At 60.6% G+C, this 12500-nt stretch carries 10 protein-coding genes and 1 rRNA gene; 4 read left to right on the forward strand and 7 right to left on the reverse strand.

The genetic code is table 11. From position 1 onward, the window contains the following. Together rrf and CJ178_RS23235 are read left to right on the forward strand one after the other, a co-directional pair. Positions 1-75 (forward strand): 5S ribosomal RNA (gene rrf / locus CJ178_RS33825); the annotation flags it as partial. A gap of 209 nt (positions 76-284) precedes the next feature. Then, complete coding sequence (locus CJ178_RS23235) at positions 285-1709, forward strand: aldehyde dehydrogenase family protein (protein WP_045071553.1); 1425 nt, start codon at positions 285-287, stop codon at positions 1707-1709. A 64-nt stretch (positions 1710-1773) separates the two neighbouring features. Here CJ178_RS23235 and CJ178_RS23240 read toward each other — a convergent pair whose 3' ends face one another. From CJ178_RS23240 to CJ178_RS23270, 7 genes are read right to left on the reverse strand one after another with little or no spacing between them, the layout of a single operon-like run. Then, a complete protein-coding gene (locus tag CJ178_RS23240; protein ID WP_045071539.1) occupies positions 1774-2535 on the reverse strand; it encodes an HpcH/HpaI aldolase family protein in 762 nt (253 codons plus the stop codon). 33 nt (positions 2536-2568) lie between these two features. After that, positions 2569-3528, reverse strand: coding sequence for an aldo/keto reductase (locus CJ178_RS23245; RefSeq protein ID WP_045071541.1), 960 nt, complete (start codon positions 3526-3528; stop codon positions 2569-2571). Beyond that, entirely contained in the window at positions 3528-4394 is an 867-nt protein-coding gene (locus CJ178_RS23250; RefSeq protein WP_095888116.1) for an ATP-binding cassette domain-containing protein, read from the reverse strand. The genes CJ178_RS23245 and CJ178_RS23250 overlap by 1 nt, the downstream gene beginning before the upstream one ends. Beyond that, positions 4391-5233: an ABC transporter ATP-binding protein gene (locus CJ178_RS23255; protein ID WP_095888117.1), complete on the reverse strand. Its 843-nt coding sequence runs from the start codon at positions 5231-5233 to the stop codon at positions 4391-4393. Before CJ178_RS23255 ends, CJ178_RS23250 begins: the two co-directional genes overlap by 4 nt. A 3-nt stretch (positions 5234-5236) precedes the next feature. Further along, the gene (locus CJ178_RS23260; protein ID WP_045071542.1) at positions 5237-6184 is read right to left on the reverse strand and encodes an ABC transporter permease; all 948 of its coding nucleotides are present in this window, start codon (positions 6182-6184) and stop codon (positions 5237-5239) included. Continuing rightward, entirely contained in the window at positions 6184-7188 is a 1005-nt protein-coding gene (locus CJ178_RS23265; protein ID WP_172937825.1) for an ABC transporter permease, read from the reverse strand. The genes CJ178_RS23260 and CJ178_RS23265 overlap by 1 nt, the downstream gene beginning before the upstream one ends. A 4-nt stretch (positions 7189-7192) precedes the next feature. Continuing rightward, positions 7193-8770, reverse strand: coding sequence for an ABC transporter substrate-binding protein (locus tag CJ178_RS23270; protein ID WP_095888118.1), 1578 nt, complete (start codon positions 8768-8770; stop codon positions 7193-7195). A 211-nt stretch (positions 8771-8981) separates the two neighbouring features. On the opposite strand from CJ178_RS23270, the gene pdxA reads away from it, so the two are divergent. Together pdxA and CJ178_RS23285 are read left to right on the forward strand one after the other, a co-directional pair. Further along, entirely contained in the window at positions 8982-11234 is a 2253-nt protein-coding gene (gene pdxA / locus CJ178_RS23280; RefSeq protein WP_045071548.1) for a 4-hydroxythreonine-4-phosphate dehydrogenase PdxA, read from the forward strand. A gap of 24 nt (positions 11235-11258) precedes the next feature. Then, a complete protein-coding gene (locus CJ178_RS23285) occupies positions 11259-12026 on the forward strand; it encodes a DeoR/GlpR family DNA-binding transcription regulator (RefSeq protein WP_045071550.1) in 768 nt (255 codons plus the stop codon). The last annotated feature ends 474 nt before the right edge of the window (positions 12027-12500 follow it).

Here is a 12500-nt window from a genome sequence, read left to right on the forward strand (position 1 = left end):
AACCCGGAAGCTAAGCCCTTCAGCGCCGATGGTACTGCACTCGACAGGGTGTGGGAGAGTAGGACACCGCCGAACACAACTTGAGAAAGCCCCCCAACATTGTTGGGGGGCTTTTCTCGTTTCACCCCAAAAACCTGTATCGGTCACAAGTTTCACCAGTCGCAGTCCACCATGGCAATGAACCTGCCACGGAACGTGCCATGCGTGGTTAGGCTCGGAGGAGGTTCCCGGCGCGGAGAGCGCGGGCCCTCACCAACGCATGAGTGATGACTTTGGAGGCTTCGATGACCGATATTCTCGACCGCACCAAAATTTATGTCGACGGATCCTGGATCGAATCGGCAGGTAGCGGCCGTATCGACGTGCTGAATCCCGCAACTGAGGAAGTAATCGCTCAGGTCGCAGAAGGTACTGCAGACGACGTTGACGCCGCAGCGGTTGCGGCACGAAAAGCTTTTCCCGAGTGGTCGGCGTTGACCGGTGCTCAGCGCGCAGAGTACCTGTCCAAAGCTGCGGCGCTGATCGCCGAGCGAACCGACGAACTCGCTGCGCTGGTGTCTGCGGACATGGGTATGCCGCTGGGGTTCGCGAAGCCTGTACAGATCGGTATGCCGCTCGCGAACCTGAACGCGTTCGCGGAACTCGCACGAACCTACGACTTCGACGCTCATGAGGTTGGCAACTCGTTGATCGTCCGTGAGCCGGCCGGCGTTGTCGGCGCGATCACGCCCTGGAACTTCCCCTTGCATCAGGTGGTCCTGAAGGTTGGCGGCGCATTGGCAGCCGGCTGCACCGTTGTTCTCAAGCCAACCGAAGTTGCGCCTCTGATCACGTATGCGCTTGCCGATATTTTTGATGAAATCGGTTTGCCTGCAGGTGTATTCAACCTCGTGAGTGGCTACGGACCGGTTGTCGGTGAGGCAATCGCCGGCCATCCCGAGGTGGACATGGTCTCGTTCACAGGTTCTACGCGTGCGGGCAAGCGCGTTGCCATCGTGGCAGCAGACACTATCAAGAGGGTCTCACTCGAATTGGGTGGTAAGTCCGCAAACGTGATTCTCGATGACGCAGACCTCGAAAAGGCCGTCACGGATGGCGTCGCAAAGTGCTTCATAAACTCGGGCCAGACGTGTTCAGCGCTGACTCGTATGTTGGTTCCGGCGGAGAAGGTGGATGAGGCCGCTGCAATCGCTGCCGCGGTCGCCGCGCATTTCCCCGTGGGAGATCCGACGCAGCCCACTTCCGTGCTTGGGCCGTTGGTGAACGCGAATCAGCTCGGACGCGTTCGAGGGTACATCGAGAAGGGTGTGGCTGAGGGCGCCACAGCTGTAGTCGACGGGCGCGAAACAGGTTTGGCCAGTGGATATTTTGTCGGGCCGACGGTGTTCTCCAATGTCACCGAGGACATGACGATTGCGCGCGAGGAGATTTTCGGGCCGGTCCTCTCGATCATGGGATACAAGGACGAAGCCGACGCAGTTCGGATCGCCAACGGTACCGAGTACGGTCTGGCCGGCGGTGTCTGGTCGGGTGATCCCGATCGGGCGGATCGCGTCGCACGGCAGTTGCGGGCGGGTCAGGTAGAAGTGAACGGCGGAGCATTCAACACGAATGCTCCGTTCGGTGGCTACAAGCAGTCGGGTATCGGACGTGAAGCAGGCACGTTCGGGCTCGAAGAGTTCCTCGAGATCAAGGCAATTCAGCGTTAGTCGGATGAAATGGCGATGCACCCGTACCTCCTGGGACGGGTGCATCGCCATTTCTGTACCTGGATCAGGATTTAGCGGCTTCCAAGTGTTGAGCCGAGACGTTTGCCAGGTGGGTGAGGTCGGAGGCAACCGTCGCGAAGGTGTAGCCCTCTCCGAGACGCTGCGCTGCTATCTGCCCGGCTGGGGTGTGGATTCCGGCGGCAACACCGGCCGCGGCAGCGGCTTCGCGGACCCGAGTGAGCGCAGCTTCGAATTCCTCGGACACATCCGGATCGTTGGAATGCTTGCCGCCGACGGCAATTCGTAGATCGGACGGGCCGACATAGACGCCGTCCAATCCGGGCACTGCGCAGATTTCTTCGACGTTCGCCAGGCCTTGTGGTGTCTCGATCATCGCGAAGACAACTGTGTCGCGGTTCGCGTCGGCGGGGATAGGTCCGACCCGGAGTTGCGAGCGCATCGGTCCGTAGGAGCGAACGCCGAATGGCGGGTACTTGGCGGCAGCGACTGCAGCCGCGGCTTCTTCGGCGTTGTTGATCAGTGGAACTATGACGCCCACAGCGCCGGCGTCGAGAGCTCGCCCGATGGGAGTTGGATTGTTGGCTTCGACTCGGACCATGCCGACGGTGGACGGCGACGAGTCGATGGCGGTGAGCCCGGCGACCATTCCCGAGTAACCGATCAGACCGTGCTGCATGTCGAGTGCGATGTAGTCCCAGCCGACGTGTGCGATCCATTCGGTCGAGATCGGGCTGTCGATGACGGACCAGTAACCGAGGATGCGTTCGCGTCCGCGGATACGTGCGGCGAATTCCTGTGCAGACATAGCGGGGTCTCTCTTGGTGTTGGCGGGTGTTTTTCAGCGGTTGTAGTTGGGCATGGGGCCGCGCAGTGCGGCTCCGACCAGATCGCATTCTTCGACGATCGTATTGTCGAGTGCGCCGCGCTGGAGTGCCGCGATATTGGATTCCAGGTGCGTGACCTTCGATCCTCCCAGGAGTATCGGGCCGGTTGCCGGCTTACTGACGAGCCAGCGAAGAGCAAGTTCGGTCATAGCGATCCCGGCTTGTTCGGCGATTGTCGACAGTTGCGCGATGGCGTCGAAAATCTGTGTGTTCCAGTACCGCTCCTTGTACATCGACGCGAGGCGGGAGTCGCCGAATCGGCCGTCGGCGGGGTTTTCCTCGAAAGTATGACGCCCGGTGAGTAGTCCACCGCCGAGCGGGTTGTAGACCATGGTGGTCAGCCCGGTCACGTTCGCGAATTCTGCGTATTCTTCTTCGATCCGACGTGCGAGCAAGTTGTAGAGCTGTTGTGCGACGATCGGTCGCGGCGCACCCACTGTGTCTGCGGTGTAGTTGATTTCGCTTATTTGCCAGGCTGCGAAGTTGGAAACACCGAGAGCGCGTATCTTTCCTTCCGCAACCAGTTCGGCGACGGTCGTAAGTGTTTCGCTAAGCGATACCGCTCGATCCGGCTGATGGAGATAGAACAGGTCGACATAGTCGGTGTCGAGCCTGCGCAGGCTTCCTTCGATGCTTGCCCGGAGTCCCTGCGCCGAGAGTGGGCTGTTGTCACCGGCATCGGGGTGCGGCATTCCCGCCTTGGTGGCCAGAGTGACGGAATCGCGTCGGCCATGGAGGAGTTTCGACAGCATGCGCTCGGACTCACCGCCCGCATATCCGTTGGCGGTGTCGATGTGTGTGATGCCGGCGTTCAGTGCTGCGTCGAGCATCGAACCCGCACCCGAAATGTCGACGGTGTCTCCGAATGTCATGGTGCCCAGCACCAGTTTCGGAAGCTCGAGTGGGGCGGTCATCAGGCAACTCCTCGTGATTCGGTCTGCTTGGCCAGCAAGTTCTTGGACAGGGCTGCGACCACGTGCCGTGGTTTGATCCCGACCATGGTGGTGGGATCGAGGGCAGCGCTTCGTAGTGCGCGGGTGTACGGCTCGCGTGGGCTGGCGAGAACTGTTTCTGTGGAACCGGTTTCGACGATGGTTCCCTTCGACATCACGACTACGGTCTCGCTGATTTCTCGGACGACGCCCAAGTTGTGTGAGATGAAAACGTACGTCAGACCGGTATCGGCTTGGATTTCACGTAGGAGTTCGAGTACCTGTGCTTGCACCGAAACGTCGAGAGCGCTGGTGGCCTCGTCACACACCAGGATCTCGGGTCCGCTGGCAAGTGCGCGGGCTATGCCGATGCGTTGACGTTGCCCACCGGAGAACTCCGCCGGACGTCTATGCAATGCCGAGCTGGGTAATCCCACGCGGTCGACGAGCTCGGCTGCGGCCCTCGCGCGTTCCGCCTTGCTTCGGACTCCCTTGAGTCGTAGGGGTTCTCCGATGATGTCCTCGGCAGTCAGGTGGGGGTCCAGCGATCCGTACGGATCTTGGAAAACCATCTGGACGCGGGAGCGGAAGGGGCGCAGCGACTTCTCCGACATCTGCGCGATGTCGGTGCCGTCGACGAGAATGCGTCCACTGGTCGGCGTGAGGAGTCGGACGATAGATCGAGCGATCGTCGACTTGCCACATCCGGATTCGCCGACGATGGCAAGGGTCTTACCCTTCTCCACCGAGAAGCTCACAGCATCCACGGCTCGGAATACCCCGTCGGGAACCGGATATTCGACAACGAGGTCTTCGACGGCAAGCAAGGGACTGTTGTGTGTGCTCATACCGTGGCTCCGATCTGGGTTGAACGCGTATCGGTGGCGGGGTCGCCGTCCCAAGGCCCCAGATGCGGTATGGCGTCGAGAAGCTTTTGTGTGTAGGCGCTTTGCGGTGCGTCGACGAGGACGTCGGCGCTGCCGGTCTCGACAAAACGTCCGTCCTTCATCACGTAGATGCGATCGGATACGAGTCGGGCAACTCCGAGGTCATGGGTGATGACCAGCATTCCGATTCCGGTGCGCTCCTGCAACTCGAGCAGTAGGTCCAGAATCCCGGCCTGCACGGTGACGTCCAATGCGCTGGTGGGTTCGTCGGCAACGATCAGTTCGGGGCCGGCGGCAAGTGCGCCGGCGATCAGGACACGCTGCAACATTCCACCCGACAGCTGATGTGGGTACTTGTCGAGTTGCTGATCCGGATACGGAATGCGCACCTGTTCGAGCAGTTCCACTGCCCGCTCGATTTGCTGTTTCTTGGCAGTCACGCCGCTGTGGCGCACGGCTTCTCGAAGCTGACTGCCGATGGTGTGGACGGGACTCAGAGCCGTCATCGGATCCTGGGGAATGAGGGCGATGTGTCGTCCACGAATGTCGTTCAAGATCTTCGTGTTTCCGAGAATATCCTGGCCCTTGAACGCGGCCTTCCCGGAGAGGACGGCAAGATCGTCCGGAAGCAGCCCTAGGATTCCCATAGCTGTCGTCGACTTGCCCGAGCCGGATTCACCGATGATGGTGACGGTTTCACCGGCATCGATGCAGAAGGACACGCCGTCAACGGCTCGGATTACGCCATTGGCAGTGACAAGTTCGATCTGGAGGTCGTCGACCCGAAGTAGATTTCCCATGTCTCACGCCTTCGCTTTCTGGGCGCTGCCACGCCCGAACAGGCTTGCGCCCAGTCGTTTCGATCCTGTCGGCCGATCGCGCAGGCCGTCGCCGAGTAGGTTCACTCCGACCACCAGCAGCACGATCATCAGGCCTGTCAGCGTCACGATCCACCATGAGGTGGTGATGTAGTCCTGACCGTCGGCGATGATTCGGCCCCATGTCGCGAACGGACGTTGTGGTCCCGCGCCGAGGTAGCTCAACGAGCTTTCCAGAAGGACGGCCTGGGCGAGGAGCAACAGCACGACAAGCGACGCCTGCTTGACGATGTTCGGGATTACGTGGCGGACGAGGATGGCCATGCGGGTCAGGCCCAGGACTCTGGCTGCTGCTACATAGGGCTTTTCGCGTTCGACGAGCACCAAGGAACGGGTCAGTCGGGCGACTTCGGGCCACTGCGCGATTGCGATGACAAACGTGATCACGGGAATGGACGGACCGAACAGCGCGACGACAAGAAGAAGCATCATCAACAGAGGAAGGGACAGCTGTGCCTCGAGCAAGCGTGAGATGACCGTGTCGACCCAACCGCCGAAGTAGCCTGCGGCAGAACCTGCGACGACGCCGATGATGCCGGACACGACGACGGCGAGAATGCCGATTGTCAGAGACACTTGCCCGCCGTGCAGGATTCGCGAGAGTAGGTCGCGTCCAAGCTGGTCGGTGCCGAACAGGTGGCCCTCGCTGAGCGGAGGCAACCGTCGCTGGCTCAGGTTGGTTTGATTCGGATCTGCCAGTGGCAGCAGGCCGGCGAGCGCGACGGGAAGAATCACCAGGAGTGCGCAGATCGAGCCGGCCCAGATCTTGACGCGGCTGTCTCGCTTACGACGTGTGGCTCCGGCGCGAGCGAAATCTGCCTCGGTGACTGCGCTGGGGCGCGGTGTTGTGGGAGGTTCCAAGACTGTGGTCATCAGTTGGCGCCCTTTCCGAGGCGTACCCGTGGGTCCAGGAGGGGATAGAGGAGGTCCACTGCGAGTTGTACGAGTACCGCCAGGACTGCGGTGACGAGTACGGTCGCTTGGATCAGTGGGTAGTCGCGTGTCTCGAGCGCGCGCACCACCAGTGAGCCGACACCAGGCCAGGCGAAGACGACCTCGACGACTACGACGCCGTTGAGCATGCCGGCAAATCTGGTGCCCAGTGCGGTGACGATGGGAATCGCCGAATTACGCATGGCGTATCGCCAGGTGAGTTCGCGTTCCGATACTCCGCGTGATCGAGCGACGGTGATGTACGGAGAGGCGAAGGCCGAGACCATTTCGCGTCGAACCATCCGGGAGATCAACGCGATCTGGAGGATCGCGATAGTGACGGTGGGCAGGATCAACGACGGCCACGTGGTGAATCCGGCAGCCGGGAGCACGGGGATCAAGACCGCGAAGATCGTCACCAGCATCAGGCCGCTCCAGAACTCCGGCATGGACTGTCCGCCGACGGCCACGACGTTCGCGCCGAGTTCGCGTCGCGTGTCTGCGTGACGGGCCATCCACACGCCCAACGGAATCGAGAGCACGGCGGTCAGCAGAATAGAACTGACGGCCAGGGTGATGGTGTACGGAAGTCTGCCGAGGACAACGTCCATGGCCGGCGCCTGGAACGAGTACGACGTGCCGAGATTCAGGTGAAGGAGATCCCACAGGTAGATCAAGTACTGGGAGAACACGGACTTGTCCAAGCCCATGTCAGCGCGGATCTTAGCGAGATCTTCTGTACTCGCCAGCGGCCCGGCCAAAGCGTAGGCAGGATCGCCCGGAGCCATGCGGATGAGGACGAACACTGTTGTGAGCGTGAGGAAGATCGTCAGTGCGCTCTGTGCCAAGCGTTTGAGCACGTATTTGAGTGTCGGGTTCATCTTTGTGCGACGACGCGGGGAGATTTCGCGTGCGGTTTGCGGTGTCGGAGCAGTGAGAGTCATCGCCTCAGGCCTCCAATCGGACGGCGCCGAGGTCGTAGGAGTTGATCGGGGTCAGTGAAACATTCTGAACGCGTGTGCGTTTCGCGAGCAGTGCGTTGGGGACAAAACTCCACAGACAGGGCCAGGTGTTCCAGATGTCCTGCTGCGCGGCGTCGAGAAGAGCGGCACGCTGCGACGGATCCGGTTCGCTCGATGCGGCTTGGATCTTCGCGGTGATCTCGGGGAACACATACCCGTGATAGGTGTCGCGGGTTGCTTCCTTCTCGGCGGTTCCCGCATACATGCCCTGCAGCGTGGTCAGTGCAAGTCCAGTCTGGTTGCCGTAACCGTTGCCCAGCACATCCCAGTCCCCGGTCTTGCCCTGACGCCACGACGAGATGTCACCACCTGGCTCGAACTGCTGCAGTTTGACGCGAACACCCACTGCTTTCATCATCTCGAGTACCGATTCCATCACCGAAACGTCGTTGGTGAATTCTCCGGTTTCCCAGATGAAGGTGAGTTCCAGGTCATCGGCACCCTCGGCGGCGAGCATTTGCCGCGCTCTTTGTGGATCATATTGGTAAGTGCCGGTTTTCACGGCTCCGTCCAATGTCGACGGTGCAGGACCGGTGGCCGGTACCGCGGATCCGATCAGCACGTCTCGGGCGAGCGACTCGCCGTCGATGGCGTAGGTCAGTGCCTCGCGGACACGTGGATTGGACAGTGGGTGATCGGCGGGCTTTCGAAAGTTGAAGAACAGTTGGTTGATTCGAGTGCTCGGCACGGTATCGACCTGGACGCCAGGGAGGTCTGCGAGTTGTTCTGCGGAGTCCGGGCTGATCGAGTCGATGACGTCGACCTCACCGCTCCGCAGCGCAACCACTCGGCCGGCCTCTTCGGGGATGAAGCGAACTTGGACTCGACGAACACCGGGGGCTGGGCCCCAGTAGTTGTCGTTGGCGACCAGCGTGTAATCGCCGGTGCCACGGTTCGATTCGCTGACGATGAACGGGCCGGAACCGACTCCGCTCTGCAATTCATTCGGTTCGTTTGCGGCCGCCGGCGTGATCAAGATGTTCGACATGAGTGAGTCCAGCACCGGCACCGGGGATTTTGTTCGGAGAATGAACGTGCGGTCGTCGATCGGCACGACGGTGGGCCACTCGGGAAATTGCGGGGCGACAAACGATCCGCTGACCTGCTGGTACATCTCCATGGCCGTCGTGACGTCGTCGATGACCACGGGGGTGCCGTCGGAGTAGCGGATTCCCTCGCGGAGTCGAACTGTCCACTCGGTGGGGCCGGTCGACTCGAACTGATCGGCAAGAACCAGTTGTGGGGTCAGGGTGTCGCCGATACGGGTGAGTCCCTGCCGGACGCCTCGTTGTGCTGTGACCGCGGCGTCGAATTGGTTGAGTTTGTTGTCGAGACTGACCAGCGAACGGTTGAGTCCGAGTACGAGCGTGTCTTGGGTCGGTTTTCCGGTGGGACCGGCGCATGCGGCCGTCGAACCCAGCAGCGTTGCGCCACCGATCAGTCCCGTGAACTGCAAGAAGGAGCGCCGGGAGAGCTGTGGTGTTCGCAAACGAGAATTGGTCATCGGTGACCTTTCGATCCTGACGGGCAGCGTGGGGGCGACGCTCCGAGTGGATTGTTTGCGCACAATCGTGTCGGACTCTCGCTTGTAACTCAGCTCACAATGGCACTGTTGCGCACTTCGCGCAAGTCCCGTAACTTCATTTGCGTACTTCGCGCATCAATTGCGGGACTGTGCATACTCGATTCAGACCGAAAGGGGGTCGAGGTAGTCGATGAAACCACTGGTAGTAATCGCAGATGACCTGTCAGGCGCCGCGGAATCGGCCGCTGGATTTCTTGCCCGCAGTAGCTCTGTATCGCTCAGGCTGCGCCCCGGCACGCCGGACGGAAGCGATGTGACCGTCTTCGACCTGCATTCGCGTCGTTCCGATCCCGCTCAGGCCGCGCGCGACGTCCGTACTGTTCTGCAATCGGCCGCGGGCTTCGCTGTTGTGAAGAAGATCGACTCTCTACTCCGGGGCAACATAGCTGCCGAGGTTGCAGAACTTACGCGCGACGGATCGCCGGTCATTGTTGCCGCCGGACTCCCCACGCTGGGACGGACGGTCCGCGATGGCGTGCCACTTGTCGACGGTGTTCCGTTGCATAGCACTTCGTTGTGGCGCGCGGAGGCGACGCAACCCCCGCATTCGATCGTCGAAGTGCTCGGTGACTCGGTTCTCACTGCCGACGTACCGCTGGTAGTCGTACGGTCGGAAGCGCTACCTCGGATACTCCAGGAGATCGCCGATTCCGAATCGGTTGCCGTCTGCGATGTAGAAACGGATGCAGACCTTGACATGATTGTGACTGCAGCGCAGAAGGTTCCGCGTTCCAGGCTGGTGGGAACCGCTGCGCTTGCTGCGGCCGTGGCGCGAAGTCGAACAGCACGATCGTCGGATACTGCTGTGCAACTGCGTGCTTCGCGAAGCAGCTTGACGGTTGTGGGGACGGCGGACACCTCCGCAGCTGAGCAGGTGGCGTTGCTTCGGAATTCCGGTGTTCGGCACGTACTCGTGAACAGCGCTGACCTCCTGTCGAATTCGGCTGATCCGTCTACGATCCTGGAAGCCCTCGATGGCGGAAATGTTGTCGTTTCGGTTGGTGGGCCAGTCGTCCCGACTGAGGCTGCCCGCTTGGTATCTGCTCTGGCTGAACTGATCACAGCCGTAGATGTGAGTCTCGCGGGCCGCGAACACCCACTTGATCTAGTCCTCACCGGCGGCGAAACCGCACGCAGCGTTCTCGATCGACTGGGCATCGAGCATCTGTCACCGGTATGCGAAATCGAATACGGTGCAGTGCTTTCCCTCGATCCGACGGGACGCTACATCGTCACGCGGCCGGGCAGTTTCGGCGATGTACACAGTTTGCTTTCCATCACGGAGTTTCTCTCGCGCCCTGCATCGGTCGTCACTCCGCACAGTCCACTTTCGGTAAATCCTTCAGACAACGAGGTCAACGTAATGCCCATCGAATCCGCACCACTGCCGCTGATCGCTGTCACCATGGGGGACGGCGCCGGCGTCGGGCCCGAAGTGATCGTTCCGGCGTTACTCGACGACGAAACAAGAAAGCGTTGCCGCCCAGTTGTTGTCGGCGACGCAAAACGCCTACGTCTGGCTGCTGAAGTACTCGGCATCGATGTCGACGTGGTCGCGATCGACGAGATCAAGGATGCCGAATTCACGTCCGGACGGATCAACGTTATCGACCTTGACCTACTGCCAGAGGACTTGGCGTGGGGTGAACTGTCAGCCGTTGCCGGAGACGCCGCATATCAGTACATCCGTGTTGCAAGCGAACTCGCTGTCCGCGGTGAAGTTCAGTCGATCTGCACAGCGCCCCTGAACAAGGAGGCCCTACATGCAGCAGGTCATATCTTCCCGGGACACACGGAGCTGCTCGCGCACCTGACAGGTACCGAGGAAGTGTCGATGATGCTGTCGACGCCCAAACTCAAGGTCATCCACGTGACCACGCACATCGGGCTCCTCGACGCAGTTGCTCGGATCGAGCCCGGACTGGTCGAACGGACTATTCGTCGAGGTCACGAAGCCTTGGTGCGGACGGGAAATCCGGAACCGAAGATCGGAGTGTGTGGAATCAATCCGCACGCGGGAGAGAACGGGCTCTTCGGCTACGGGGAGGAAGAACAGAAGATCATTCCGGCCGTCGAACTGCTTAAAGCAGAGGGAATGGATGTGCACGGCCCGCTGCCCGCGGATACGGCATTCTTCCTGGCCGGCCGTGGCGACTACGACTTGATCGTCGCGATGTACCACGATCAGGGGCACGGTCCGGTCAAGGTTCTCGGAATCGAAGCGGGCGTCAACATCACCGTCGGTTTGCCTGTCATTCGTACATCGGTAGACCATGGAACCGCCTTCGATATCGCAGGTAAAGGCATAGCCGAGGCCGGTAGTATGGTCGAGGCGCTGCGACAGGCAGCCGAATTGGCAACCAGCACATTCGTTTCCAAGTAGGCGCGGAGTTTCGAAGGGGGAGCGATGGCCATCCGGGAATCGGAGGCGAGGCGATCGGAGATTGCGAGGCTCGCTCGCACCAGCGGTCTGGCCAGTGTCGAGGATCTGTCTGCTCAATTCGGGGTGACCGCGTCCACGATTCGCCGCGACCTGAGCCAGTTGACCGCGCAGGGGGTTATTGCCCGAACATACGGTGGCGCGATTGCTCTCAACCCTCATCCGGAATCCTCCTTGCGTCAACGCGCAATGGAGGGGTTCGAGGCCAAGCGGGGAATTGCCGAGTGGGCTGCAGCGCAGGTCCGGCCTGGAGAGACCGTCCTCTTGGATGCCGGTACGACGGTGGGCGCGATGGGCGAGTTCTTACGTCACGTGACGAATTTGACGGTGATTGCTGCTGGCTTGACCGCGCTCGAAGCGCTGGCCGATGCCGAGGGTGTCCGAGTCGAATGCCTCGGCGGGACATTGAGGCAGCTCAGCCAGGGGTTTGTCGGGCCACTCGCTGAGGCATCGCTACAGCGGGTGTCCTTTGACAAGGCCTTTCTCGGTGCCGATGCCGTGACCGCTGACTTGGGTATTTGTGAAGCAGAGCTCGACCAGACGCGATTGAAGGAGATGATGATCGAGCGCGCCGGCGAGGTCTACATACTTGCGCACTCCGCCAAGCTCGGGGAACGGCCATTCCATGCGTGGGCCCCGATTCCTCCGGGGGCGGTGCTGGTCACCGATTCCGCAGTAGACGCACGGCAAGTCGCATTGTTCGAGGACGCCGGAATACGGGTCGAGATTGTGTGAGTTCGCCCTTCATCCTTCGGTGTCCGGCGTCACATTTGCGCAATTTCGGTGAATTGACGGTGATATGACGGGCTCTAGCTGCGGAAATGGCAAAAGCATTCGCCCTGACCAGGCGATTTGTTAAAGGCTTCGGCAGTCGCGTAACTTATTCCAAGTCAGAGCGACACGGACACCGACTCCCACCTGCGAGGGTGAGTGACACGAGGTTGTACGAAGTGCCTGGCCAAAATTCGAAGTAGTTTCCATCATGTATGGTTGTGCTTCAACCCCAGTTCTTCTTCACGATGTTCCGGTTTGCGCCGGTGACTTCGATGGGATAGGCTGGAAAAGTTGCCCCGGAGCGAGTGGCCTGAAGGTTGCGGTGATGGTGTGCGCGTGTTCTTTGAGAACTCAACAGTGTGTCGATGAATGTCAGTGCCAAATTATTTTGGTACTTCACATGTCGAATGATGTTCCGGGCCTTCGGGTTTCGGT

The organism is Rhodococcus sp. ACPA4 (assembly GCF_002300185.1).
Classification (GTDB): Bacteria; Actinomycetota; Actinomycetes; order Mycobacteriales; family Mycobacteriaceae; genus Rhodococcus_F; species Rhodococcus_F globerula.